Here is a 23909-nt window from a genome sequence, read left to right on the forward strand (position 1 = left end):
CCCCTAATTGCTTTCCTAGGCCTTGTGCCTAGGACCCATGCGTCCGCTCGCTCGGCCTCGCCGGGTACGCGACCACACGTGCGGAGCGCTCTTCGTCCAATCTGAACCAAGCCCGCCCATGGGTCCTAGGCACAAGGCCTAGGAAGGCAGGATTTTATTGGCGAGGAGCCGCAGGCGCGGCCGGCTTCGGAGCAACCGGAGCCGCCACCGGCGCCGCCGGCACCAGCTTCGCCACCGCCGTCTGGTTCGACGTCAGCCGCCCCGTCAGACGCCCGTTGAAATAGACGTCGAACAGGTTCGGCTCGACCACGTCCAGGATCAAACCCGGCGTGTTCGGCGCGCGATAGGCGTCGCCGGTCGAGAGCCAGCGGGTCATGTGGATCGTGCCGTCGGCGCGGCGCACGGTCAGGGCGCCGGCCTTGCGGGCCTGGATCAGGACGCCCGAGGCTTCGGCCGGCGAGGCGCCCAGCATCTGGCCCTTGGGCTTGAACTGCGAGCCGACCACGAACTGGTTGGCCGGATCCACGACACCCGCCTTGGCGTCGGCCTCGGCGCGGGCCTTGGCGGCGATCTTGGCGGCGTCGACCGAACCGCCGTTGGCGGCGGCGTCGTCCAGGCCAGGAGTCTTGTAGGGCTCGGGCGTGGTGCTCTCGACCGGGGCCGGCAGCGGCGCGCCCAGGGCGACCTGGTTGTTGCCGGCGTGGGCCTGGACCTGGGTCGAGGCGGCGGCCGGAGCCACCTGGGCCGGAGGCTCTTCCTTGGTGATGGCGCGCTGGGCGACATTCCACAGCAGGATGGCGCCGACCACCAGCAGGCCGCCGGCGAAGATCAGGGCCAGGCGCGGGTCGCGCTCGCGGCGCACGCCGACGGGGGCTCGCAGCTCGGCGGCGTCGTTGTCGGGCGCATCGTTCTTGAAGCGGGCCACGGCGGCCTCGGCGTCCAGGCCCAGCAGGCCGGCATAGGCGCGGACATAACCGATGGTGAACGGGCGCGAGGGCAGGTCGTCGAAGCGCAGGTCCTCCAGCGCCTCGATATAGCTCTGGCGGATGCGGGTGGCGTCGGCGACGTCCTGGGTGGTGAGGCCACGGAACTCGCGCGCCGCCTTCAGGGCCATGCCCACGTCGGCGCCCTCATCGATCGACGGATGATGGACGGCGACCGGCGTATCATCCGCATCGGCGTCGGCGACAAGGTGCAGACGTCTCACGTTGCCCGTATCCAGCGGCATGACTTGACTATACGCCCCCAAAATCGCGCCGCGCGCGAAGCGCGACGCACTCCCCCACCCCGTATCGCACGGAGGTCTTAACAAGTGTTTGGGATAACAAACTAAGTAGCCGGATTCAATGGACTAAACGGTGACGCTTGGTTAACGGCCAAGCTTTTCTTCTAAACGGCGACGTAAAGCTTCCGGGCCAAGGTTTCGATTTCGCCGCGCAAGGATCCGCTGGTGCCCTTCAGCAGGGCCTCGACATTGCGTCGCGCGGCCTCGCGATCGCACGACAGGACCATCTGCTTGACCGGGCCGATGCCGGCCGGCGGCATGCTAAGCCCTTCAAATCCAAGGGCGACCAGCGCGAAGGCCTCCAGCGGACGGCCGGCCATTTCACCGCACACGGACACCGGCGTACCGGTGTCGGCGCAGGCCTGCTGGATGGTCTTCAGCGCGCGCAGGGCGGCCGGCGACAGCGGGTCGTAGCGGTCCGAGACCTTCGGATTGCCCCGGTCGGCGGCGAACATGTACTGCATCAGGTCGTTGGTGCCGACCGAAACGAAGTCGGTCATCGGCAGCAGTGCGTCGAGATGCCACAGCAGCGACGGGGCCTCGATCATCGCCCCGACGTCCAGGCGGGCCGGCGCGGCGCGGCCACGCTTCAGGGCCCAGGCCACTTCCTGATCGACGAAGGCGCGAGCGGCGCGGAACTCGTCGACATTGGCCACCAGCGGGAACATCACCTTCAGCGGCCGGCCGTTGGCGGCCTTGATCAGGGCGCGGATCTGCATGCGCAGCAGGGCCGGACGGTCCAGGCCCATGCGCACGGCGCGCCAGCCCAGGGCCGGATTGTCCTCGCGCTCCAGCTCCATGTACGGCAGCAGCTTGTCACCGCCGAGATCGAGCGTGCGGAAGGTCACCGGCATGCCGTCGGCGGCGTCCAGCACCTTTTCGTAGAGCGCTGTCTGGGCTTCCAGGCGCGGCAGCTCCTCGGCGACCATGAACTGGAACTCGGTACGGAACAGGCCGATGCCCTCGGCCCCGGTCTCGGCCAGGATGTCCAGGTCGACGGCCAGGCCGGCGTTCATCAGCAGGGTGATCTTGGCCCCGTCCTTGGTGATCGGCGGGGTGTCGCGCAGGCGGGCGAACTCGGCCTTGCGCTGGGCGCGGACCTCCATCCGGGTCTTCAGGGCCTTCACGACGTCCGGACGCGGCCGCAGCCAGGCTTCCTGGGTTTCGCCGTCGACGACCACGGGGTCGCCTTCGCTGACCCGGTCGCGCAGGCCGGCCAGGCGGCCAACGCACGGAATGTCCAGGGCGCGGGCCACGATGCCGGCGTGGCTGGCGGCCGAACCTTCCTCTAGCAGGATGCCCTTCAGCTTGGTGCGGTCGTATTCCAGCAGGTCGGCCGGCCCCAGGTTCCGGGCGATCAGAATGGCGTCGTCGGGCAGCACACGCACGGCGTGGACGTCGCCCGACAGGTGGCGCAACAGCCGGTCGTTCAGGTCTTCCAGGTCGTGCAGCCGCTCGCGCAGATAGGGATCGCGGGCTTGGCCCAGGCGCGCGCGGTGCTCGGAGCGGACACGCTCGACCGCGGCCTCGGCCGTAAGGCCCGAGCGCACGGCTTCGTTCAGGCTCCGGTTCCAGCCCCGGTCGTGAGCGAACAGGCGGTAGGTCTCCAGCACCTCGTACGAGGCGCCGACCAGGCCGTGCTGGCCTTCCAGCATCTGGTCGATCTGGGTCTGCAGCGCCTCGATGGCGTAGGAGAGCCGGGCCTCCTCGGCCAGGGCGTCGTCCGACAGCAGGGTCTCGGGGACCACCGGCTGCTCGTGCAGCACGGCCACCCCGTAAGCGAGGCCTTCGGCGAAGCGCGAGCCCTTCAGGCGCTCGGGCTTGTGCGGCGCCAGCTCGACGTCCTTGAGCTCGTCGGCGCCCAGCAGCTCGCTGGAGCTGACCATCTCGGCCAGCACCATGGCGATGATCTGGAGGTCCTCGACCTCCTCCTCGTCATAGACCCGCTCGGTGCGGTTCTGGACGACCAGCACGCCGATCGCCCGGCCGCCGCGCAGCAGCGGCACGGCCAGGAAGGCGTGGTAGGGATCTTCGCCGGTTTCCGGACGGTACGAGAACTGCGGATGGCTGGCGGCGTCCGACAGGTTCAGCGGCCGGCCCAGGCGCATGGTCTCGCCGACCAGGCCCTCGCCCGGTCCCAGCCGCGTGACGTGGACGGCCTCTCGGGCCAGACCCTCGGTGGCGAACAGTTCCAGATCGTTGGAGGCGCGGCGCAGATAGATCGAGCAGACTTCGGCGACCATCGAGATGGCGATGGTGCGCACCACCATGTCCAGCTTGGCCTGGGCGGGACCGCCGCCGGCCATGGCCTCGCGAATCTGCCGCAGCAGGCTGCGTGGTCCTCGAACGGCGATGCCGGATGCAGCCATCTCGTTCGCGTGCGCTCCCTAAGTGCCCGGAGGTACGATCTAGCCTAGCTTGAGCCGCCAGGGGTTAAAGACCGTCCGTCCTCTAGATGGGGGCTATAGCAGATTTCGCCCGCGCGAAAGCGGCCTAGGTCAACCGAACGTCGATTAGGTGCGACGGCACGAAAAAGCGCCGCCCGGTTTGAGCCGGACGGCGCAGTCTGCACGCTAGGGGAGGGATCGGAACTCTAGCGGCGAATGGGGATGACTAGCGGCGATAGCCGTAGTCGCGAGCGTCGTAGCGGTTGCCGTAACGGTCGTAGGCGTAGCGGCTGTTCTGGTAGCCACGCTGATCGTAGCGGTTGTTGTAGTAGCCGCGGTTGTCGTAGCGCGGGGCCGTACGATAGCCGTAGCCGTAGTTCTTCTTCTTGGCCGTCGTCGCGCCCAGGGCCGCGCCGGCGACCGCGCCGATGGCGACCGCTTCGGTCTTGCCGTCGCCGATGGCGGCGCCGGCCACGCCACCGATCACCGCGCCCAGGATGGCGCGTTCGGTCTTGCTGGCGGCGAAGGCCGACGAAGCGGGGATGATCATCGCGGCGGCGACGGTCGCGGCGATCGCAGTCTTGGTGAAGGTCTTCATGACAAACTCCTTTTCCAGATGCGTCGCCCCCAAACCAATTCTGGGCGGCGCTGTTGATGTCTGTTGTAAGGGGGTCTGCCTGAACCTGATTTGAACCACGCCGTTCAGGTTCGCGTCATGTTGAGAAAAAGTTTTAGCCCGTCGCCAGGGCCTCTTTCGCCGGCCGATGCAGCCGCACCGACCACAGCACGCCCACCAGCATCAGCACGATCGCCGCCCACTCCAGCCCGCGCGGCCAGCGGCCTTCGTGCAGGAAGCCGTACAGCAGCGCGAACAGGGTCTCGAACACGATCAGCTGGCCCGACAGGCTGAGCGGCAGCAGGCGGCTGGCCGAATTCCACAGGCCGTTGCCGATCACCGAAGCCCCGATCGCCACCGCGAAACTGACCATCCAGAACCAGCGCCAGTCGGCCGCCGCGTGTGCCACGCCGCCCATCATGAAGGCCGGGACCACCAGCAGCAGCGACAACAGCCCCGTGGCCAGACCGGTCAGCAGCGACCACTCGTGGCTGGTGAACTTCGGCGTCGCGGCCAGGCGGCGGGCGTTCCAGACGGCGTAAGCGGTCCACATGGCCAGCGCCAGCGTCGCGCCCAGCAGGCCGACGACCTGCTTGCCGATGCCGACGCCGTGGCTGTCGGTAAATACCGAGACGTTGATGCACACCCCGCCGGCGACGATCAAAGCCAGGGGAGCAGCCAGATAGCGAAGCGGGACGCCCTCCCCCGGCTTGGCGCCGACCAGGGTCACGGTCACCGGCAACAAGCCGATGACCAGCGACGCCAGGGCCACGCCCGAGCTCTGCACCGACACCGACAGGCCGACATAATAGATCAGGTTGCCCAACAGGCTCAGCAGGACCAGATCGCGCCAGTCGCGCCCGTCCATCTTGGCCATCACCATCCGCCAACTCGGGACCAGCAGCACCGCCGACGCCAAGCCGTAGGCGATGTAGCGCCCCGCCGTCATCTGCAGCGGCGTGAAGGCGGCCAGCAGCTTGGGCGCCAGGAACACCCCGCCCCAGAACGCGCCGGCGACCAGGCCGCACAGCAGGCCGAGGAGGAGATTGCGGGAGGTGCTCATGGGCCTGGGTTAGCACCGCGCGCCAGGGGCGGCTTGGCGAAAGCTCTCGGAGGTTTGGCGTCTCCTCCCGGCGCGCTAGTTGGTCGCTTCGTAGCGACCTGGCCCGTGATCATCCTTCTTGGGCAAGGTGAGGAGCACGCCGGCCTTGGGTGAGATCACCTGAATGCGCTCGATCTTGGCCGACACGACACACCCCTTCCAATGCTGCTCGGAGGGATTGTCCAAGGTCGGAGTGGTTTTGCTTTCCCCGCAATCGACGATGGAGCCCGTCGACGACTTGCTGACGGTTCCTTCGATCAAGGCATACAGGTTGGCGGTCGCGGCGCGCGCGTCATCGGGCTTCATGGGAATGAGCTTGCTGGCCGCGTCATACACGCCGTACTTCGCCTTCGGCAGGGTTCCCATGTGGTCGTCGCCAATGCTTCCCACACCGAACTCGGTCCAGTAGGAGGACGTCACTTCTCGCTCCGCGCCGAACGCGTTGGACATCTTCCTCGGCTGACCGGTCGTATAGTCCGTGCTCAGCGCAAAGTAGCTGTAGTCGGGCCCGGGACCGCCCGCATCGCGATACTGAACCGTTGTGTCGGGATAGACGCGGATGTTCAGGACTTCCTTTTCCGCATCATATTCGTAACGGACACCCCCCACGTCACTGACGGGCAGACGAACCTGGAAACGACGTCCCTCCAAGGCGGAGTCGTCGAAGCCCTTGCTGAACTCGTCCTTCGGCGTGAACGTGAGCTTGGCCTTGCCATAGGCGATCATGTTCGCGGCCGTCACCGTGCCGTCGGACTTGAGCTGCAAGTCGGCTGCGCGGGCCGCGGCCTTCGACGCTTCTTCGGTTCCGGACGACGACTCCCCGCAGCCGGCCAGCATCAGGGCCGCGGCGCCGGCCACCCAGAACATCTTCGAAAACCGCATAACGCCTCCCCAAGCGAATCCGGGGTCAAGGGACCATGCCGGACAGGGGAGATCAACCGCAGCGCTACTACCCTTTCCGCCACGCCCCCGGCGTAACGCCCATCACCGCCTTCCAGCCGGCGACCAGGCCGCACAGCAGGCCAAGCAGGAGATTGCGGGAGGTGCTCATGGGCCTGGGTTAGCAGGTCCCATTCCAGCGGGCTTGGCGAAAGCTCCCGCGGGTTTGGCGAGTGCTCTCAAGGGTTGACTCTTAAGTAGAGTGGTGACGCAATCCAACCCTAGGTACAAGCAGGAGGGTTCGATGAAATCTCGTCGTGAAGTGATGTTCTCCGCCGCCGGCCTTGGCGTGGGCGCCCTGATGGTCGCCACCGCCGCCCAAGCCCGCACGCTATCGGCCAGCGCCTCGCCGTCGATCGTCGGCATGGACGACGACAACTGGTCCGATCCCGTCACCGTCAGCGTCAGCGGCGGTATCGGCCCCTATACCTATCAGTGGGTGCGCACCTCGGGTTCCAGCGACATCTGGGCCACGGACGACACCAGCCCGGTGACCCAGTTCCGCTGGCTGGGGAACTTCAACGGTCCGCCGCGCCTGTCGGGCTGGGTGTGCCAGGTGACCGACAGCGCCAACGAGACCACCAGCACCGGCCTCATCCGCGCCGCCTACGCCTCGGACTGAGACCTAGACGCGTCCCTTTCGCCAGGCGCCAGGGGTCACGCCCAGGCTGGCCTTCATGCGCTTGGTGAGACCGCTCTGATCGCCGTGCCCCGTGCGCACGGCGATCTCGGCGATCGACAGGCTGATGTCGGAGAGCAGCCTTTGCGCCGCCCGCAGGCGCGCATCCGACAGCGCCCCGTGCGGGGTGGTCCCATAGGCGTCGGCGAACCGTGCGAAGAAGCGGCTCTGGCTCATGCCGGCCTCATTGGCCAGGTCGCGGACCGTCAGCGGCTGGTCGAAGCGCGCCTCGATCATCGCGGCGGCGCGGGCCAGGCGCGGATCGACATTGATCGGCGCCGCCGAAAGACCGCGTAGCAAGAGCGGCGTCCACAGGCTGGCCACGCTGGTGTCGATCGCGCTGGGCGCTTCGCCGGCCAGATACTCCAGCAGGCCCCGCACCGCGCCGGTCACCGGAGCGAACGGCCGCTCGCGCAGGGCCTCGAACGGCTTCATCAGCGCGCCGCCGATGTCGGCGACCACGAACAGGTTCTCGCCGCAGGCGGCGAAGGCGTGGCGGGTCCCGGGCGGCACCACCGCCGCGCGGCCAGGATCCACGCGCCCGCCCTTGCCGTCGATCTCCATCTCGAGCACGCCCCGGCGCGGCAGCACGATCTGGTCGAAGGCGTGGGCGTGCGGCGGCGCGTCCTCGCCGTAGCGGCGGAACGACAGTTCGGCGGGGGCGGTCAGGTCGTGACCCATGCCCTCAGTGTAGCGGAGTTACCCGTGCCCCGGCAGGGCCAGGGCTTCGCTGGCGTCCTCGACCAGCTTGCGGGCCTGCTGCAGGGCCGCGTCGATATCGGTCTCGATGAACTCGACCTCGAGGTCGGTCAGCGGGTGCGGGGCGGCGACGACATTGCGCAGATAGGCGCGCTTTTCCGCCTCGGTCATGGTCCACCAGCCGACGGTGTGGCCTTCCTCGATGACCGCGTCGCCCATGGCCAACAGGTCGTCGGTGTCGAAGATCGGCTGGCCGGGCTTTTCCGGGAACCACTGGCCGTCGTCCGGCAGGGCCTGGTCCAGCTTGTTCAGCAGCGCCGCCAGCCACGGGCTGATCAGCAGCGGCTTCTCATAGCCGTCGCCGAACTTGGCGCGCAGCAGCAGGTCGTAGAGCAGGTCCAGGCCCGCGTCGCCGTGGAAGGTGACGGTCTTGGCGTCGGGATCGAACTTGAAGACGTCGGACATGGCGATTCTCGGAGGCTGCGGCGCCTTCTTAACGTCAGAACACGACGTTTCGGCAACGGCGAAGCGCGATCGCGCTTCGCCTTAGCAATCCTACAGCTGGTCCAGCCCGTACACCGCATGCAGGGCGCGCACGGCCAGTTCGGTATAGGCCGCGTCGATCAGGACCGAGATCTTGATCTCCGAGGTCGAGATGACCTGGATGTTGATGTTCTTCTCGGCCAGGGCCGCGAACATCGACTGGGCGACGCCGGCGTGGCTGCGCATGCCGACGCCGATGACCGACACCTTGGCGACGTCCTCGTTCACCGCGACGTCCTCGAAGCCGATCTCGGCGCGAGCGGCCTGGACGATCTCGACGGCGCGGGCGGCGTCACGCTTGCCGACCGTGAACTCCATGTTGGCGGTGTCGGCGCTGCGGGCGCGCGACTGCACGATCATGTCGACGTTCACATTGGCGTCGGCGAGGCGGCCGAAGATCTGCGAGGACACGCCCGGGTGATCGGGCAGACCCAGCAGGGTGATCTTGGCTTCGTCGCGGCTGTAGGCGACGCCCGAGACGATGCGCTTTTCCATGATTTCTTCCTCGTCGCAGACGATCGTACCTTGGCCCGGGGCTTCGCCCGGTTCGACGAAACTCGACAGCACCCGCACCGGGACGCGATGGGCCATGGCCATCTCGACCGAACGGGTCTGCAGCACCTTGGCCCCCAGCGAGGCCATTTCAAGCATCTCTTCGTAGCTGATCTTGGCCAGGCGCCGGGCCTTGCTCTCGATCCGCGGGTCGGTGGTGTAGACCCCGTCCACGTCGGTATAGATGTCGCAAGCGCCCTTCACGGCGGCGGCGATCGCCACGGCCGAGGTGTCCGAGCCGCCACGGCCCAGGGTGGTGATGCGCTGCTTGGTCGTCACGCCCTGGAAGCCGGCGATGACGGCGATCTCGCCGTTCGCGAAGCATTCGTCCAGGTTTTCGGACGGAATGTCCTCGATGCGGGCGCTGCCGTGGGCCTCGCTCGTGATGATCGGCACCTGCCAACCCAGGAACGAGCGGGCCTTGTGGCCCATGTTGCGTAGGGTCATGGCCAGCAGGCCGGCCGTGACCTGTTCGCCCGACGCGACGACGGCGTCGTACTCGTCGTCCGACTCCGGAAGCCCTTGCGCGGCGCGGCCCGCGCCGTCCGTCCAGGCGACCAGCTCGTTGGTCTTGCCCGACATGGCCGAGACGACCACCGCCACCTGCTTGCCCGTCGCCACCTCGGCCGCGACCAGGCGCGCCACCCGACGGATGCGCTCCAGGTCGGCCACCGAAGTGCCGCCGAACTTCATCACCAACCGAGACACGTGCCTGTCACCTCGAAAACCGGTCAATTCTTGCGCGGAACGCGGCGCAACGCCCCCGCTCGCGCAAGCCGCCGCCTTCTAGCGACCTTGATGCGGCGCCGCAATGCTCTCGCCGCTATTTTTGGGCGGCGGAAACGTCCGGAACCGGCGGAACCTTGAACGCCACGACCTGCCGGCTGGCGCGATTGACGCCCCACAGCACGCGCTTGTCGTAAGGATCCCAGGCGATGGCCTGGCCCTCGACGGGGATGGCCAGGGTGGCGACATAGTCCAGGGTCGCCCCGCCCTCGGTGGGAATCTTCAGGGCGTACAGCTCGGGCCGGTCGTGGCCGGTGATGTACAGCAGCCCGTCGTCGCCGAACCCGCCGCCCGAGCAGCTGTAGGGCGCCATCCGCTCCAGCACCTGGGCTGGCAGGGCGTAGGCGCCGACGCGCCGCCACTGGTCGTCGAACTTGACCAGGGTGGTCCAGCGATGGTCGCGGTTCGGCTCACCGCCCTTGGCGTCGTAATTGGCGAACATCGCCCACCAGAAGCCGTCGTGGCGGTCCACCCAGGTCAGGGAGCCGATCCCCGGGCCCAGCGGAATGGTCCGCGTGTGGGTCATCTTCACCGGATCGAAGATCTCGACGGCGCTGTTCTGGGGCACGCTGGGATAGTTCGAGCCGGCGCAGACCAGGTCCTTGCCCACGATCAGGCAGGCGTTCAGGTGCTTGAAGCGCACGGGATCGCCGGTCCAGGTCGCCTGCTTGACGCCGCTAGCCTTGTCGTAGCGGGCGATGCGGCCGTTATCGATGGCGTAGAGATGGGTCTTGTCGGCCGCCACGCCCTGCTTGGCCTCCGGCGCGTCGAAGCGGCGCAGCTCGGTGGTCTGAAGGGTGGGTTCCTGGGCAGCGACGCCCGAAGCCGTGATGGCGACCATCGCTGCAGCGATCAGAAGACGTTTCAAGCGCATAACCTTAGACCGGCCTCGGACGACTGTTCGCACCTTGGACGCGGATTGTGACGGTTGCGCGCGCCCACCTCACCAATCACCGATCATCCCCGCGAAAGCGGGGATCCAAGCTGGCTCTCGGGATGTAGCGAGGCCGTAGCCTAACCGCTGACTCGGCTTGGATCCCCGCTTTCGCGGGGATGATCGGATTGGGGGATGGTGCGCCAGATCTGATGCACGATGCACGAAATCGCTCTACATACGCCCCCATGACGCAAGCAGCCACCCCCTCCTGGAGCATCGACCCCGCCGACGTGGCGCGGTTCTCGGCGATCGCCGCCGAGTGGTGGGATCCCAAGGGCAAGTTCGCGCCGCTGCACGTGTTCAACCCCTGCCGTCTGGCCTTCATCCGTGAACAGGCGCTGGAGCGGTTCGAGCGCGATGGCAATCTGCGCCAGCCGTTCCAGGGCCTCTCCCTGCTCGACATCGGCTGCGGCGGCGGGCTGCTGTCCGAGCCGATGGCGCGGCTGGGCTTTGACGTCACCGCCGTCGACGCCTCGGAAAAGAACATCAAGACCGCCGCGACCCACGCCGCCGAGCAGGGCCTGGCCATCGGCTACCGCCCCGCCACCGCCGAGCAGCTGCTGGCCGAGGGCGCGGGACCGTTCGACGTCGTTTTGACCATGGAAGTCATTGAGCACGTCGCCGATCCGGGCGAGTTCCTGCGCACCTGCTCCAAGCTGCTCAAGCCCGGCGGCCTGATGATCGTGGCCACCCTGAACCGCACGCTGAAGGCTTTGGCGCTGGCCAAGATCGGCGCCGAATACGTCCTGCGCTGGGTGCCGCCCGGCACCCACGAGTGGAAGCAGTTCCTGAAACCCGAAGAGCTGCGCGCCTTCATCGCCGGCGAGCCGGTCGAGATGCACGGCCCCTTCGGCGTGGCCTACAATCCGCTGACAGGCCGCTGGAGCCGGTCGGCCGATGTCGACATCAACTACATGATGACCGTCACCAAGGCCTGACCGTGAGTTGAAACGGCAGAGGTCCGGGAACCTCGATGTCACGCGGGCTTTTCCTCCCCGGGACATGAACCCGGATTGGCGACCCTGTCGGGGGTGGCCGTCGATCCGTTCGAGTGGGAACGGAGACACCTATGACTCGCAAGACCTTGGCCGCCGTCCTGGCCGCCACCGTGGCGTGCGGCGCGATCGCCCCCGCCTTCGCGCAGGATTCGGCTTACCAGCAGAGCCTGCGCAACTACGACAACCAGCGCGCCAACTATTACGACAAGGTGGCCGAGTATCAGGACCGCCAGGCGGCCTATGAGCGCGACCGCGCCAACTACATCCGCAATCGCGACGACTATGACCGTCGTTACGGCCGTGGCGCCTATGACCGCCGCAACCCCAGCTTCGCCGAGCGCTACCGCGTCGCCCAGTACCGCGACAGCGCCGCCTACTATGCCGAGCAGGCCGAGTTCGAGCGGTCGCGCGCCACCTACGAACGCGCCCGCTACGACTATGACCGTCGTTACGGCCAAGGCAGCTACGACCGCCGCAATCCCCGCGAGGCCGACCGCTTCCGCACCGAGGGCGTCAGCTATACGTCCGGCTACAATGCCGACCGCGACCAGTGGGAACGCGACCGCACGCGTTATCTGAGCGCCCGCGACGACTATGACCGCCGTCGTGGCGCCGGGGCCTATGACCGTCGCTATCCCGGCGAGGCCAGCCGTTACAACGCGCCCTATGCCGGCGCCTACAGCATCGACACCAGCGCCAACGTCAATTACCGCGACGACTGCCGTCAGGACGCCAAGAAGAACGCCACCGTCGGCGGCGTGATCGGCGCCCTGGCCGGCGCGGCCCTGGGTTCGAACGTCGCCGCCCGCAACGCGCGTCCGGAAGGCACCGTCCTGGGCGCCCTGGTCGGCGCCGGCGTCGGCGCGGCCGTGGGCAACGCCTCGGCCAAGTGCGACACGCGCGGCAACTACTACAGCTATGACCAGACCCAGCCCTATCGCTACAGCGACGGCCGCTACGCCGAAGCCAGCGAACGCTGCCGCCTGGCCCCGGCTCCGGCCGAGTACAACGGCCGTGTTGAGCAGCGTTATGTCCGCGTCTGCCCCGACGCCGACGGTCGTTATCGCGTCGACGGCTAAGCTCGAACCATAAGACCCAAGCTGGACGGTCGGCTCCCCGACTTTCTGGAAACCCGCCGCCAGCTTGGGCGTTATGACCTCGAGGGATCTAAACCAAGAAACTATCGGAGAGCCCGCCATGCGCGCCCGCCTGAAGACCATCGTCCTGGCCACCGTCGTCGGTTTCACCGTCAGCAGCGTGGCCATCACCGCCGCAGAAGCCCAGCAGCGCCGTGAGCGCGTGCTGGTCTGCAACAAGTCCAAGGCCAAGAACGGCGCCATCATCGGCGGCCTGGGCGGCGCCCTGCTGGGCAACACCGTCGCCGGCCGCGGCAACAAGACCGAAGGCGCCCTGCTGGGCGGCGCGGTCGGCGCCGTCGCCGGTCACGAGATCGGCAAGGGCAAGAAGAAGTGCCACTACGAGTACCGTTATCGGTAAGACGTAGGGGTTCATCCAGAGCCAAAAGGGCGGCGGATCTCAGGGTCCGCCGCCTTTTGCATGTCGGGCTGCCTCCGGGGCTGATGGCAATTGCCAAAACGTGCCAACTTTGGGGCTGGAGGCACATCATGGCTACGATGAACGTGTCCCTCCCCGACGCGATGAAAGCGTGGGTGGAAGGGCAGACCGAGACCGGCCGCTACAGCAATGCGAGCGACTATGTGCGCGACCTGATCCGGCGCGACCAGGAGCGCGCGGACAAGATCGCAGCCCTCCAAAAGCTCGTCGACGAAGCCGAAGAGAGCGGCGCAAGCCAGAACTCGATGACCGACATTCTCGCCATCGCGCGTCGCGGCCTCTGAAACCCTCTCTCATAGAGAGAGGGAGGGGCCCGCCGCCGTAGGCGGTGGGAGGGTGAGAGGTTTCACCATTGGCCGAAAATTCCCAGAACTGAGGAGCCGTGAAGCCAGTAGCGACAACCAATCCGCTGGCAGCTGGCCAACAATATCAGCGCTTCGTTCGGAGAGATTATAACCTCTCACCCTCCCACCGCTTCGCGGCGGGCCCCTCCCTCTCTCTATGAGAGAGGGCGACTCTGCGACAGCCTCACCGACCTAGTTCACGTCCGTCTTCTTCGGCGCCGCCGGCGGCAACGCCGCGACCTTCACCCCGTCCTCGACCAGCGCCTTTACCTCGGTCGGCGAGGCCTCGCCGTAGATGCCGCGGTCTTCGGACTTGCCCTCGTGGATGGCGCGGGCCTCCTTGGCGAAGGCGTCGCCGACATAGTCGAAATTGTCCTCGACGTGCCGACGGACCTCGCCCATGGCCGTCATCATCATCTCGCGCATTTTCGGATCGACGGCGGGCGCCGCGCGCTGAGCTTTGGTCCCTGCCACGGCCGGGGCCATGATCTGCTTGGAGACGCCGTGCGAGCCGCAGACGGGGCACTCGACCAGCCCCCGCGCGGCCTGGTCGTCATAGTCCGACGACGACCCGAACCAGCCCTCGAACTCATGGGCGTGCTCGCACTGAAGCGCGTACTTGATCATAGGCGGAGGGTGCGCGCTTTCAGGGACCGACGAAAGGCCGGGCGTTCTTGAGGACCGGGATCGCCGCCCGCGCTGACAAGGCCGCAGGCAGATCCAGCTCGGCCAACAGCACGCCGGGCTCGTCGTGGTCAAGCTTGCCGATCACCTCGCCCCAGGGGCCGATGGCGATCGAGCGGCCCCAGGTGCCACGGCCGTCTTCGTGGAAGCCGCCTTGGGCGGCGGCGATCACGAACGAGCCGGTCTCGATGGCGCGGGCGCGCAGCAGCACGTCCCAGTGCGCCTCGCCGGTCGGCCGAGTGAAGGCGGCCGGGGCGGTGATCACCGTCGCGCCGGCCAGGGCCAGCGCCCGGTGCAGAGCCGGGAAACGCATGTCGTAGCAGATGGTCAGGCCAAACTGGCCCAGCGGCGTATCGACGACCACGGCCTTCTCGCCCGGCGTATAGGTCGCCGACTCCCGCGCCGTTTCGCCGGTCGGCAGGTCGACGTCGAACATGTGCAGCTTGTCGTAGGTCGCCACGATCTTGCCGGTGGGATCGATCACGGCTTGGCGGTTAGCGGCCTTGCCGTCCTCGCGCAGCACCAGGGCCGAGCCGATGTCGATCCAGGTCCCGGTCTCGGCCGCGATCTGGCGCAGGCCATTGACGACCACGTCGTCCTCCAGCGCGACCAGGGTCGGCAGCAGCTTGGCGCGGTCCTTCTGCAGGACGTTGGTGCATTCCGGCGTGAGCACGAACTGCGCGCCGCCCGCGATCGCCTCGCGCACCAGCGGCGCGACATGGGCCAGCGCCGCCGCGTGGGTGGCGGGCGTACGGGTCTGGATCAGACCGACCTTCAAGCTCATGCGGCCAGCATCTGGTCCAGCTTGCCCTCACGCTCGAGGGCCATCATGTCGTCGCAGCCGCCGATGTGCTGCTCGCCCACGAAGATCTGCGGGAAGGTCGTGCGACCCGAGCGCTGCATCATTTCCTGGCGGAGCGCGGGATCCATGCCGGCCTCGACCTCGGTGAAGTCGGCGCCCTTCTCGTCCAGCAGGGCGAGGGCGCGGGCGCAATAGCCGCAGAACGGGCGGGTGTAGATAGTGACGTGAGCCATGGTGCAGTCGATACCCTGGTGTTGTGCGTCCTCATATAGGACGCGCCTGCATTTCTGTAACGCGGGCGACGACAGATAACGTCACCGACGCCGCGCCGGCGGCCAGAAGCGCTCGCGCGCAACCCTCGGCCGTGGCGCCTGTGGTCAACACGTCATCAATGAGAACGATCCGCCGGCCCTCAATCCGCGCCCGCCTCGTTTCGGGGACGACAAAGGCGGCGGCGACGTTGCGACGGCGGCCCGTGGCCGACTTGCCGCCCTGGCTGGCGGTGTCGCGCTTTCTCACCAGGACGTCGGGCAGGTAGGCCAGCCCCGCCGTCCGGGCCAGCGGCCGGGCGATCTCGGCGGCCTGGTTGTAGCGACGGCTGAACAGGCGCGATCGGTGGACGGGCACCGGGACCACGGCGTCGGCGTCTTCCAGCAGATCGACCGCCGCCCGCGACAGCCAGCGGGCGAACAGCCGCGCCAGCTCGGGCTGGTCGGCGTGTTTCAGCTTCAGGATCAGGTCGCGCGAGTGCTCATCATAGACGCAGGCCGCGCGGCACCGCTGGAAGGCTCTCGGCTTGGCCAGGCAGCCGGGACAACGCTCCAGCGCCATCTCGGCATAGGCCATCGCCAGGCCACAGCCGTCGCAGACCGGGTCGTCCAGGAAGGTCACCTTGGTGAAGGCGCTCGCAGACAGCCCACCACTGAGCGCCGCTTCGCCGTCCAGACTGGATGGCGGCAGGAGCAGATCGAGCACGCCCCGACCCAGCCCTTTCCAGAACGGTCCGGAATCGCCATGTTCCGCGCGCAATGACCGCCTCCCCCCTGCTCTTCGACCGCGCCCTGCATCGCGCCCGTCTCGACCGCGCCGCGCCCGACTTCGCGACCGCCGATTTCCTGAAGGCCCGGGCGGCCCAGGACGTGGTCATGCGGCTGGAGACGATCCTGCGACGGTTTCCGGTCGCCGTCGACCTCGGAGCCAGAAACGGCCATTTTTTCAAAGCCTTGGCCGATAGCGACGCCCGCGCCAACATCGACACGCTGATCGAGGCCGACCTGTCGGGGCGGATGCTGGGCGGCCGCGATAGCTTGCGGGTCGTCGCCGACGAGGAGCGCCTGCCGTTCGGTGACGGGACCCTGGATCTGGTCACCTCGACCCTGTCGCTGCACTGGACCAATGACCTGGTCGGCGCGCTGATCCAGATCCGCCGCGCGCTGAAGCCCGACGGCCTGTTCGTCGGGGCGATCTTCGGCGGCGCCACCCTGACCGAGCTGCGCCAATGCCTGCTGGCCGCCGAGGCCGAGCTGTCGGACGGCGCGTCGATGCGCGTCTCGCCGTTCGCCGACGCCATCGACGCGGCGGGCCTGCTGCAACGGGCCGGGTTCGCCCTGCCCGTCGCCGACGTAGATCGCGTGAAGGTGCGCTACAGCCACCCGATCAAGCTGCTGCAGGACCTGCGCCGCATGGGCGAGACCAGCGTGCTGATCGACCGCTCGCGCAAGCCGCTGACCAAGAAGATCCTGTTCCGGGCGATGGAGCTTTATGCCGAGCGCTTCGCCGAGGCCGACGGCAAGGTGCCCGCGACCTTCGAGATCGTCTCGGTCACCGGCTGGGCGCCGCACGACAGCCAGCAAAAGCCGCTAAGGCCGGGCTCGGCCAAGATGCGGCTGGCGGATGCTTTGGGAACGACGGAAGAGTCCGCAGGCGATAAGGCCGGTTAGGAGCCGATCGCGTTCGCGGTCTTGGTGAAGGCCGCCTTGATGTTGCCGCCGATCGTGGTCAGGGCGGTGATCAGGATGACGGTGATCAGGCACATAAGTACGCCGATCTCGACGGCGGTGGCGCCGCTTTCGTCACGCCAGAAACGGTTCAGAGCAGATCGCGCAGCCAGGCGACCAGCGGCTCGTCCGCCGGGGGCATCGGATAGTCCGTGAGCTTGTCGGGCTTCACCCATGCCAGCGCCTCGTGCTCCTTGCGCGCCACTTGGCCTTCCCACCGACGCAGCAGGTACAGTGGCATCAGGAGGTGAAAAGACTCGTAAGAGTGTGACGCGAAGACGAACGGCGCGAGACAGGCCTGGGCGACGGTGATGCCCAGCTCCTCGTTCAGCTCGCGGATCAGGCACTGTTCCGGCGTCTCGCCCGGCTCGACCTTACCGCCCGGAAACTCCCAAAGGCCGGCCAACTGCTTGCCCTGCGGCCGCTGGCAGATCAGCACGCGCCCGTCGACATCGATCAGGGCGGCGGCGGCGACGAGGACGATCGGCTTGGTCATGAGGCCGGGTTTGGCGCGGCGCTTGGCCGCTGGCAAGGCCGGGAACTGGCCCTTCCTTGACTTTTGCACTGCAACAAGCGATATCCGCCTCGCGCCGACTTGGCGCTATCGGTGCTCCAGCCGCGTGAGGGTCCTTTTTGGACCAGCCTGTCGAGCGCCCTGAAGAGCTTCTCATTAGAGAGCCCGTGCACGCGGGGCGCTCCCCGACCGACTAGCCGAGGGGCCAGCCGTGCGAGGACGCATGGGCTGCATTCGGCGCATGATTAAGACAAACATCCGTGACTCAATTCGCTGACCTTGGCCTGGCCAAGCCGCTGCTGAAGGCCCTCGCTGAAAAGGGCTACAAGGAGCCGACCCCGATCCAGGCCCAGGCCATTCCGGTGGTGCTGCAAGGCAAGGACCTCTTGGGCATCGCCCAGACGGGCACCGGCAAGACCGCCGCCTTCGCCCTGCCGATCCTGCAGCGCCTGGCCGAGGACCGTAAGCCGGCTCCCCGCCGTGGCTTCCGCTGCCTGGTCCTGTCCCCGACCCGCGAACTGGCGACCCAGATCGCCGAGAACTTCAAGGCCTACGCCGTTCACATGGGCCTGTCGGTCCACACCATCTATGGCGGCGTCAAGTACGGCCCGCAGATGAAGGCCCTGGCCGGCGGCATCGACGTTCTGGTCGCCACCCCGGGCCGCCTGATGGACCACATGGCCGAGAAGTCGGCCATCGTCTCGGGCACCGAGATCTTCGTCCTGGACGAAGCCGACCAGATGCTGGACCTGGGCTTCGTGGTGCCGATCCGCAAGATCGCCAGCCAGCTGACCAAGAACCGCCAGAACCTGTTCTTCTCGGCCACCATGCCCAGCGAGATCGGCAAGCTGGCCGGTGAGCTGCTGAAGGATCCGGTGCAGGTCTCGGTCGCCCCGCAAGCGACCACCGTCGAGCGCATCGACCAGCGCGTCCTGTTCATCGAGGCGCAACGCAAGCGTCCGCTGCTGGCCGAGCTGTTCGCCGACAGCAACTTCTCGCGCACCATCGTCTTCACCCGCACCAAGCGCGGCGCCGACCGGGTGGCCAAGTACCTGAACGCCGCCGGCATCGAGGCCGCCTCGATCCACGGCGACAAGACCCAAGGCCAGCGTGAGCGCGCCCTGGCGGCCTTCAAGGCCGGCGAGATGCGGGCCCTGGTGGCCACCGACATCGCCGCGCGCGGCATCGACGTCAACGACGTCAGCCACGTCATCAACTACGAGCTGCCCAACGTGCCGGAGGCCTATGTCCACCGGATCGGCCGCACCGCCCGCAAGGGCAAGGACGGCATCGCCATCAGCTTCTGCGCCGATGACGAGCGTAACCTGCTGAAGGACATTCAGAAGGCCACCCGCCAGACGATCCCGACCTTCGACCGCCGCAACGACAAGAACCTCGCCGCCGCCGCGGCCGTCGCCGACAAGCTGGCGCCGCCGGAAAAGTACGTCGATCCCCGCAAGGCGGACCCGCGCAACGACGTGCCGTCGGAACTGCGTCGCAAGCGCAACCGCAACGGCAACCGCAATGGCGGTGGCGGCGGCAACGGTGGCGGCCGCTCCGAGGGCGGACAGAAAGCTCAAGGCAAGGGTCCGCAGCGCCAGGGTCGCGGTCCGGGTCAGGGCCAGAAGCCCCAGGGTCCCCGGAACGAGTTCCGTGGTCCCAAGCGCGACGCCGCTCCGGCCGAGAAGCGCTGGTCGCCCATCGACTAAGCGGAAATAAAACAAAGGGTTGTAAAACGGGGCGGCGAAAGCTGCCCCGTTTGTATGTCTGCGTCCTTTCGTTACAGCGCAGCTTGTCTCTACGTCGTCTATGGGTTCACCTTAACGACGGGCCGGCCAAGTGAGGCCGGATGGGGGACCAACTGCGATGGGCGAGGGTGAACCACGCGCCACGCCTGTATTGACACGCATCGCGGGCGGCGAGATGGCTGCTCGCGTGAGCGCCTTCGATTGGTCGATGACGCCCCTGGGCCCGAGGGACGCCTGGTCTCCGGCCCTGCGCCTGTCGGTCGACATGATCCTGGCCGCCAACTTCCCGATGGCATTGCGCTGGGGGCCCGAGCTGGTCCTCGTCTACAACGACGCCTACGCCCCCGCCCTGCACGAGAACCACCCGCAGGCCCTGGGCGTGCTGTTCACCCAGACCTCGCCCGAGTTCCAGGCCTCGATCCGCACCCTGCACGACGACATCCTGGCCGGGACCAGCCCCGGCTTCGCCTTCGACAAGCTGCCGCTGCGGGTGACGCGGGGCGGCAAGCAGGAGCTGGGCTATTTCCGGGTGAGCTACAGCCCCGTGCCGGACCCCACGGGCGCCAACGGCGTCGGCGGGGTGCTGGTCACCGCCGTCGAGATCTCGCAATCGGTCGCCGACCAGAAGACCCTGCGCGCCACCCAGGAGCGCTACGCCATGGCCCGCGAGGCAGCCGGGGTGGTCGGGGCCTGGGAGTGGGACATCAAGGCCAACAAGGTCTATGCCGACGCCCGCTACGCCGAGCTGCACAACGTCTCGCCCGAGTTCGCCGAGGCCGGCCTGCCGGCCCAGAGCTACACGCCGGCCGTCCATCCCGAAGACGCCGACCGCATCCGCGACACCGCCCTGAAGGCCGCTCGCGAAGGCGGCGACTTCTCCGAGGAATACCGCCTGGTCCAGGCCGACGGCTCGATCCGCTGGGTCTATACGCGCGGTCGCGCCTATCTGGACGACGCGGGCCAGCCGCACCGCAACACCGGCGTCATCGTCGACATCACCGAGCGCAAGAAGGTCGAGGCCGAGCTGGCCGCCGCGCGCCTCGACCTGGACCTCGCCGCCCAGGCCGCGGGCATGGGCCGCTGGGACCACAAGCCCTCGCGAGGCGAGCGATACTGGGACGCCCGCGCCCGCAGCATCTTTGGCCTGGCGCCCGACGACGAGCCCACGCAAGAGCTCTTCGATCGCCTGCTGCATCCCGACGACCTGCCGGCGATCCGCGCGGCGGTGGCCGCCGCCGTGGACCCGGCCGGTCCCGGCGCGATCAACATGGAGTACCGCATCCGGCGCGCCGACGACGGCGCCGAGCGCTGGGTCGAGACGTTCGGCCAGGCCTTCTTCGAGGGCGACCAGTGCGTGCGGTTCGTCGGTGTGGTGTCGGACGTCACCGAACGCCGCGAGGCGGTCGAGCGCACGCTGCGCCAGGAGGAGACCCTGCGCCAGGCCGTCGACGCCGCCGACGTCGGCACCTGGGACCTGGACATCGACAGCGGCGCCCTGACCTGGTCGGACCGCTGCTACCAGATGTTCGGCATGACGCCGGGCGATGCGGTCGATGTCGAGACGGCCTACGCCTTGATCCATCCGGGCGACGTGGCCCGCGTGCGCGACGCCACGATCCAGGCCATGGATCCGGCCATCCGCCCGGACTACGCGGTCGAGTACCGCGCCATCGGCCGCGACGACCATGTCGAGCGCTGGCTGGGCGTGAAGGGCAAGGTGTTCTTCGGCGACGACGGCAAGGCCCACCGCTTCGTCGGGGCCGTGGTCAACATCACCGACCGCAAGCGCTCGGAGCTGCACCTGCGGCTGCTGGTCAACGAGCTGAACCACCGCGTGAAGAACAGCCTGGCCACCATCCAGGCCATCGCCGCCCAGAGCTTCACGGGCGAGCGCGCCCTGCCCCAGGCGCAGGAAGCCTTCTCCAGCCGCATCGTCGCCCTGGCCGAGGCCCACGACCTGCTGACCCGCGAGAACTGGGAGGGCGCCGAGCTGCACGACGTCACCGCCCGGCTGGCAGCCCTGCACGGCGGCGCGGCGCGGTTCGACCTCTCCGGTCCCTCGATCCGCCTGTCGCCCAAGACGGCGCTCTCGTTGTCGATGGCCCTACACGAACTGGCCACCAACGCTATGAAGTACGGGGCGCTGTCGACGCCCGAGGGCCGCATCCGCGTGGTCTGGGACTTCGCCCCGGAACCGGGCGCGGCGCGGCTGGACCTGACCTGGACCGAAAGCGGCGGGCCGCTGGTCAAGCCGCCGACGGATCGCGGCTTCGGCTCGCGCCTGATCGAACGCGGCCTGGCGGCGGAGCTGTCAGGCTCGGCGGCGATTGATTTCCAGCCCGAGGGGGTGGTGTGCCGGATCCGGGCGTTGCTGGAGGCCTAGACCGAAGCCGCCCTAAGCGCCGCGCCGATCTGCTCGTCCGTCCGCCGCAAGGCCATCATCACCGCGCCCGCCACGATCAGCGGCAACAGCGCCCAGACGTACCAGCCGGCCACCGCCAGGGCCGTCGCGCCGCCGAACAGGAAGGCGATCAGGAGCTCGGCCAGGGCGGACAGGAACGAGCCCGTACGCCGGCGGCGGAAGTCGGCGCGTTTGCCGGGCTTCTGATGCCAGATGCCGATCAGGCCCGAGCTCCAGGCGGTCAGGCCCGCGCCGATCGCGGTCCACAGGGCGGCCAGGGGCGCGAACCAGGCCAGCACCGCGATCGGGACCGCCAGCAGCACCGCCACCGGGATCAGGGCCGCGGTCAGCTTGGCCCGGCGCAGCACGCTCATGGGTGTCGGCGAGATGGCCAGCAGGTCGGGCGTGTCCTCGGCCGAGACGGTGATCCAGATCAGGCTGCCGGCCACCTGGCCCGCCAGGAAGGTCACGGCGGCGGCCGGACCGGCCAGGGCCCAGACCGGCAGGTGCGCGGCGTTGCGGGCCATCAGGAAGGCCAGCGGCAGCATGTACAGCACCCGCAGCAGCACCTGCGACAGCAGGGCCGCGTCACGGCTGACCAGGCGCAGCTCCTTGCGCACCGTGGCCCGGAAGGCGCCGGCGGCGAAGGCGCGGGTCGGGCCCTTCGCGGCCTTGCGGGTCTCGGCCCCTTGGGTGGCGGCGGCCGCGTCGGCGAAGCGGCGGCCCAGCACGCGGGCGGCGAACAGGAAGATGCCGAGACCGATCGCCGTGATGACCAACAGCGGGATCGGCTGACCCAGCGCCGCCCTCAGCGGCCAGTCGGCGAACGGCGGCAGGACGATCTTGCCGTCCCGGACATCCAGGGCGATGCGGGCGAACAGGCTCTCACTGGCCCGCTCGCCCATCAGGTTGCGGTACTGGCTGGCCAGGAAGAAGGCCGCGCCGATCAGGGCCGCCATCACCTGGGCCACGGTGCGCGTGCGGCGCGGGCCGATCAGAGCAAACAGCGCCATGGCCAGCAACAGGCCCACGCCCGACGCGCCCAGGGCGGCGGCGCTCAGCACCACGAACACGCTGGCCCAGGCCCAGTGCCCCAGCAGGATCGACGGCGTCAGCAGCAGCACCGCTGGCGCCAGGAACCAGAGCCCCGCATTGACCGCCAGGCCCAGCGCCCGGACGAACAGCACCTTGCGCGGCGCCAGGGGCGACGAGAACAGCAGGTCCAGGTCGTTGCGCTCGTAGAGCGCGTCCGCCGAGGCCGCCAGGGTGGTCGACAGCATCAGGGTCAGGATCACCGCCAAGATCAGGTCGGCGATAATCGCCGACAGCGGCAGGATCGGGACCTCATGCCCCCGCACGCCCAGCCCCAGAAACACCCCGCCGATCAGGATCAGGGCGCCCAGGATACCAAAGGCGATGAACGCGCCGGGCCCGCTGGCCTTGCGCCCAGCCTTGAAGCCGCGCCAGGTCAGCCGCAGCTCGTGAGCCAGCAGCCACGGCGTGCTGGCGGGCTTGAACGGTAAACTCACGGCGCAACAGCCTCGGAGGTCAGCTGCAGGAACACGTCCTCCAGCGTGCGGCCGCTGGCCTCGCCGGCCTTGGCGCGCAGCTCGTCCAGCGTGCCCTCGGCCATCAGGCGGCCGCCGGCGATGATGCCGATGCGGTCGGCCATGCGCTCGGCGACCTCGAGAATGTGGGTGGTCAGGATCACGGTGCCGCCGGCGTCGACGCGGGCTTGCAGCATGTCCTTCACGAGGCGCGCGGCGGCGGCGTCCAGGCCCGTCAGCGGCTCGTCCAGGATCAGCAGCTTGGGGTCGTGGATCAGGGCGCCGGCCAGGGCGACCTTCTGCTTCATGCCGCGCGAGAAGCCCTCGCAGCGGCGGCGGGCCTCGTCGGCCAGGCCCAAGGTGGTCAGCAGCGCTTCGGCCTTGGCCTTGGCAGCGCGGGGCTCGATGTTCCAGAGGCCGGCGACGAACTCGAGGTACTCGAGCGGGGTGAGCTTGTCGTAGATCATCGCCTCGTCGGGCGCCCAGGCCAGCAGGGCCTTGGCGGACGCAGGATCCTTGCGGGCATCCACCCCAAAGATGGCGACCTCGCCGCTGTCAGGCTGGGTCAGGCCGGCGACCATGCGCAGGGTGGTGGTCTTGCCCGCGCCGTTGGGACCCAGCAGGGCGTAGAGCTCGCCGGCATGAACCGTCAGGTCCAGGTCGGACACCGCGGGCTTGGCGAACGTCTTGTTCAACCCGCGAACGATCAAGGCTTCCGTCAAACCCGCCCCCAGCACTGCATGGCGGCGATGTGAGCCCGATGCGCGCGGCGAG

25 protein-coding genes are annotated in these 23909 nt (G+C 68.4%); 8 read left to right on the forward strand and 17 right to left on the reverse strand.

Features of this window, described 5'->3' with window-relative positions; translation table 11 throughout:
* Nucleotides 1-154: 154 nt before the first annotated feature.
* From AC1RRR_RS11870 to AC1RRR_RS11890, 5 genes are all read right to left on the reverse strand, one after another.
* Nucleotides 155-1228 (reverse strand): helix-turn-helix domain-containing protein, encoded by a 1074-nt coding sequence (locus tag AC1RRR_RS11870; RefSeq protein ID WP_492813250.1) that lies wholly within the window; start codon nt 1226-1228, stop codon nt 155-157.
* A gap of 161 nt (nt 1229-1389) precedes the next feature.
* Nucleotides 1390-3654: a phosphoenolpyruvate--protein phosphotransferase gene (gene ptsP / locus AC1RRR_RS11875; RefSeq protein WP_492813251.1), complete on the reverse strand. Its 2265-nt coding sequence runs from the start codon at nt 3652-3654 to the stop codon at nt 1390-1392.
* Nucleotides 3655-3898: 244 nt separating this feature from the next.
* Nucleotides 3899-4270 (reverse strand): YMGG-like glycine zipper-containing protein, encoded by a 372-nt coding sequence (locus tag AC1RRR_RS11880; RefSeq protein WP_492813252.1) that lies wholly within the window; start codon nt 4268-4270, stop codon nt 3899-3901.
* Nucleotides 4271-4403: 133 nt separating this feature from the next.
* A complete protein-coding gene (locus AC1RRR_RS11885) occupies nt 4404-5351 on the reverse strand; it encodes a DMT family transporter (RefSeq protein ID WP_492813254.1) in 948 nt (315 codons plus the stop codon).
* A gap of 75 nt (nt 5352-5426) precedes the next feature.
* Entirely contained in the window at nt 5427-6272 is an 846-nt protein-coding gene (locus AC1RRR_RS11890) for a hypothetical protein (protein WP_492813256.1), read from the reverse strand.
* A gap of 301 nt (nt 6273-6573) precedes the next feature.
* On the opposite strand from AC1RRR_RS11890, the gene AC1RRR_RS11895 reads away from it, so the two are divergent.
* A complete protein-coding gene (locus AC1RRR_RS11895; protein ID WP_492813258.1) occupies nt 6574-6951 on the forward strand; it encodes a SprB repeat-containing protein in 378 nt (125 codons plus the stop codon).
* A 3-nt stretch (nt 6952-6954) separates the two neighbouring features.
* Here the strand turns inward: AC1RRR_RS11895 and AC1RRR_RS11900 are convergent, their stop codons facing one another.
* From AC1RRR_RS11900 to AC1RRR_RS11915, 4 genes are all read right to left on the reverse strand, one after another.
* On the reverse strand, nt 6955-7689 hold the full coding sequence (locus AC1RRR_RS11900) for a helix-turn-helix domain-containing protein (RefSeq protein ID WP_492813260.1): 735 nt from the start codon (nt 7687-7689) through the stop codon (nt 6955-6957).
* A gap of 18 nt (nt 7690-7707) precedes the next feature.
* Entirely contained in the window at nt 7708-8172 is a 465-nt protein-coding gene (locus tag AC1RRR_RS11905) for a hypothetical protein (RefSeq protein ID WP_492813262.1), read from the reverse strand.
* 90 nt (nt 8173-8262) lie between these two features.
* On the reverse strand, nt 8263-9510 hold the full coding sequence (locus AC1RRR_RS11910) for an aspartate kinase (protein WP_492813264.1): 1248 nt from the start codon (nt 9508-9510) through the stop codon (nt 8263-8265).
* Between the two features lie 115 nt (nt 9511-9625).
* Nucleotides 9626-10462 carry a hypothetical protein gene (locus AC1RRR_RS11915; RefSeq protein ID WP_492813266.1) on the reverse strand — a complete coding sequence of 279 codons (837 nt, stop codon included), beginning with the start codon at nt 10460-10462 and terminating at the stop codon, nt 9626-9628.
* A gap of 248 nt (nt 10463-10710) precedes the next feature.
* Between AC1RRR_RS11915 and ubiG the strand changes: the two genes are divergently transcribed.
* The 4 genes from ubiG to AC1RRR_RS11935 all read left to right on the forward strand — a co-directional run bounded on the left by ubiG (nt 10711) and on the right by AC1RRR_RS11935 (nt 13382).
* Nucleotides 10711-11463 (forward strand): bifunctional 2-polyprenyl-6-hydroxyphenol methylase/3-demethylubiquinol 3-O-methyltransferase UbiG, encoded by a 753-nt coding sequence (gene ubiG / locus AC1RRR_RS11920; RefSeq protein ID WP_492813268.1) that lies wholly within the window; start codon nt 10711-10713, stop codon nt 11461-11463.
* A gap of 131 nt (nt 11464-11594) precedes the next feature.
* The gene (locus AC1RRR_RS11925; protein WP_492813270.1) at nt 11595-12602 is read left to right on the forward strand and encodes a YMGG-like glycine zipper-containing protein; all 1008 of its coding nucleotides are present in this window, start codon (nt 11595-11597) and stop codon (nt 12600-12602) included.
* Nucleotides 12603-12720: 118 nt separating this feature from the next.
* Nucleotides 12721-13020, forward strand: coding sequence for a glycine zipper 2TM domain-containing protein (locus AC1RRR_RS11930; protein ID WP_492813272.1), 300 nt, complete (start codon nt 12721-12723; stop codon nt 13018-13020).
* A gap of 83 nt (nt 13021-13103) precedes the next feature.
* Nucleotides 13104-13382, forward strand: coding sequence for a type II toxin-antitoxin system ParD family antitoxin (locus AC1RRR_RS11935; RefSeq protein ID WP_492813273.1), 279 nt, complete (start codon nt 13104-13106; stop codon nt 13380-13382).
* Between the two features lie 252 nt (nt 13383-13634).
* On the opposite strand, the gene AC1RRR_RS11940 is transcribed toward AC1RRR_RS11935, so the two are convergent.
* From AC1RRR_RS11940 to AC1RRR_RS11955, 4 genes are read right to left on the reverse strand one after another with little or no spacing between them, the layout of a single operon-like run.
* Nucleotides 13635-14069, reverse strand: coding sequence for a DUF1178 family protein (locus AC1RRR_RS11940; RefSeq protein ID WP_492813275.1), 435 nt, complete (start codon nt 14067-14069; stop codon nt 13635-13637).
* A gap of 19 nt (nt 14070-14088) precedes the next feature.
* Nucleotides 14089-14910, reverse strand: a complete 822-nt coding sequence (locus tag AC1RRR_RS11945; protein WP_492813277.1) for a carbon-nitrogen hydrolase family protein — start codon at nt 14908-14910, stop codon at nt 14089-14091.
* The gene (gene grxC, locus AC1RRR_RS11950; RefSeq protein ID WP_454761238.1) at nt 14907-15161 is read right to left on the reverse strand and encodes a glutaredoxin 3; all 255 of its coding nucleotides are present in this window, start codon (nt 15159-15161) and stop codon (nt 14907-14909) included. The genes AC1RRR_RS11945 and grxC overlap by 4 nt, the downstream gene beginning before the upstream one ends.
* A 31-nt stretch (nt 15162-15192) precedes the next feature.
* Nucleotides 15193-15957 (reverse strand): ComF family protein, encoded by a 765-nt coding sequence (locus AC1RRR_RS11955; protein WP_492813280.1) that lies wholly within the window; start codon nt 15955-15957, stop codon nt 15193-15195.
* Between AC1RRR_RS11955 and AC1RRR_RS11960 the strand changes: the two genes are divergently transcribed.
* Nucleotides 15957-16868, forward strand: coding sequence for a methyltransferase domain-containing protein (locus AC1RRR_RS11960; RefSeq protein ID WP_492813282.1), 912 nt, complete (start codon nt 15957-15959; stop codon nt 16866-16868). The two genes, AC1RRR_RS11955 and AC1RRR_RS11960, sit on opposite strands and share 1 nt — an antisense overlap.
* Here the strand turns inward: AC1RRR_RS11960 and AC1RRR_RS11965 are convergent.
* Nucleotides 16865-17101 (reverse strand): Flp family type IVb pilin, encoded by a 237-nt coding sequence (locus AC1RRR_RS11965; protein ID WP_492813284.1) that lies wholly within the window; start codon nt 17099-17101, stop codon nt 16865-16867. The genes AC1RRR_RS11960 and AC1RRR_RS11965 overlap by 4 nt on opposite strands.
* Nucleotides 17017-17421 carry an 8-oxo-dGTP diphosphatase MutT gene (mutT, locus tag AC1RRR_RS11970; protein WP_492813556.1) on the reverse strand — a complete coding sequence of 135 codons (405 nt, stop codon included), beginning with the start codon at nt 17419-17421 and terminating at the stop codon, nt 17017-17019. The genes AC1RRR_RS11965 and mutT overlap by 85 nt, the downstream gene beginning before the upstream one ends.
* Before the next feature lie 278 nt (nt 17422-17699).
* On the opposite strand from mutT, the gene AC1RRR_RS11975 reads away from it, so the two are divergent.
* Both AC1RRR_RS11975 and AC1RRR_RS11980 read left to right on the forward strand, forming a co-directional pair.
* Nucleotides 17700-19148, forward strand: a complete 1449-nt coding sequence (locus tag AC1RRR_RS11975) for a DEAD/DEAH box helicase (protein ID WP_492813286.1) — start codon at nt 17700-17702, stop codon at nt 19146-19148.
* 226 nt (nt 19149-19374) lie between these two features.
* Nucleotides 19375-21570, forward strand: coding sequence for a PAS domain-containing protein (locus AC1RRR_RS11980; RefSeq protein ID WP_492813288.1), 2196 nt, complete (start codon nt 19375-19377; stop codon nt 21568-21570).
* Here the strand turns inward: AC1RRR_RS11980 and AC1RRR_RS11985 are convergent.
* Nucleotides 21567-23117, reverse strand: coding sequence for a hypothetical protein (locus AC1RRR_RS11985; RefSeq protein ID WP_492813290.1), 1551 nt, complete (start codon nt 23115-23117; stop codon nt 21567-21569). The genes AC1RRR_RS11980 and AC1RRR_RS11985 overlap by 4 nt on opposite strands.
* Nucleotides 23114-23869, reverse strand: a complete 756-nt coding sequence (locus AC1RRR_RS11990) for an ABC transporter ATP-binding protein (RefSeq protein ID WP_492813557.1) — start codon at nt 23867-23869, stop codon at nt 23114-23116. The genes AC1RRR_RS11985 and AC1RRR_RS11990 overlap by 4 nt, the downstream gene beginning before the upstream one ends.
* Nucleotides 23870-23909 lie beyond the last annotated feature (40 nt).

Source organism: Caulobacter sp. GW821-FHT12D05 (assembly GCF_058807295.1).

What these genes read in the sequence shown, in the direction of transcription:
- ptsP (WP_492813251.1), bottom strand. Translation starts at nt 3,654, where the DNA reads ATGGCTGCATCCGGCATCGCCGTTCGAGGACCACGCAGCCTGCTGCGG.
- grxC (WP_454761238.1), bottom strand. Translation starts at nt 15,161, where the DNA reads ATGGCTCACGTCACTATCTACACCCGCCCGTTCTGCGGCTATTGCGCC.
- AC1RRR_RS11880 (WP_492813252.1), bottom strand. Translation starts at nt 4,270, where the DNA reads ATGAAGACCTTCACCAAGACTGCGATCGCCGCGACCGTCGCCGCCGCG.
- AC1RRR_RS11870 (WP_492813250.1), bottom strand. Translation starts at nt 1,228, where the DNA reads ATGCCGCTGGATACGGGCAACGTGAGACGTCTGCACCTTGTCGCCGAC.
- AC1RRR_RS11945 (WP_492813277.1), bottom strand. Translation starts at nt 14,910, where the DNA reads ATGAGCTTGAAGGTCGGTCTGATCCAGACCCGTACGCCCGCCACCCAC.
- AC1RRR_RS11935 (WP_492813273.1), top strand. Translation starts at nt 13,104, where the DNA reads ATGGCAATTGCCAAAACGTGCCAACTTTGGGGCTGGAGGCACATCATG.
- AC1RRR_RS11965 (WP_492813284.1), bottom strand. Translation starts at nt 17,101, where the DNA reads ATGGGTGAAGCCCGACAAGCTCACGGACTATCCGATGCCCCCGGCGGA.
- AC1RRR_RS11925 (WP_492813270.1), top strand. Translation starts at nt 11,595, where the DNA reads ATGACTCGCAAGACCTTGGCCGCCGTCCTGGCCGCCACCGTGGCGTGC.
- mutT (WP_492813556.1), bottom strand. Translation starts at nt 17,421, where the DNA reads ATGACCAAGCCGATCGTCCTCGTCGCCGCCGCCGCCCTGATCGATGTC.
- AC1RRR_RS11915 (WP_492813266.1), bottom strand. Translation starts at nt 10,462, where the DNA reads ATGCGCTTGAAACGTCTTCTGATCGCTGCAGCGATGGTCGCCATCACG.
- AC1RRR_RS11940 (WP_492813275.1), bottom strand. Translation starts at nt 14,069, where the DNA reads ATGATCAAGTACGCGCTTCAGTGCGAGCACGCCCATGAGTTCGAGGGC.
- AC1RRR_RS11905 (WP_492813262.1), bottom strand. Translation starts at nt 8,172, where the DNA reads ATGTCCGACGTCTTCAAGTTCGATCCCGACGCCAAGACCGTCACCTTC.
- AC1RRR_RS11930 (WP_492813272.1), top strand. Translation starts at nt 12,721, where the DNA reads ATGCGCGCCCGCCTGAAGACCATCGTCCTGGCCACCGTCGTCGGTTTC.
- AC1RRR_RS11895 (WP_492813258.1), top strand. Translation starts at nt 6,574, where the DNA reads ATGAAATCTCGTCGTGAAGTGATGTTCTCCGCCGCCGGCCTTGGCGTG.
- AC1RRR_RS11890 (WP_492813256.1), bottom strand. Translation starts at nt 6,272, where the DNA reads ATGCGGTTTTCGAAGATGTTCTGGGTGGCCGGCGCCGCGGCCCTGATG.
- AC1RRR_RS11960 (WP_492813282.1), top strand. Translation starts at nt 15,957, where the DNA reads ATGACCGCCTCCCCCCTGCTCTTCGACCGCGCCCTGCATCGCGCCCGT.
- AC1RRR_RS11885 (WP_492813254.1), bottom strand. Translation starts at nt 5,351, where the DNA reads ATGAGCACCTCCCGCAATCTCCTCCTCGGCCTGCTGTGCGGCCTGGTC.
- AC1RRR_RS11900 (WP_492813260.1), bottom strand. Translation starts at nt 7,689, where the DNA reads ATGGGTCACGACCTGACCGCCCCCGCCGAACTGTCGTTCCGCCGCTAC.
- ubiG (WP_492813268.1), top strand. Translation starts at nt 10,711, where the DNA reads ATGACGCAAGCAGCCACCCCCTCCTGGAGCATCGACCCCGCCGACGTG.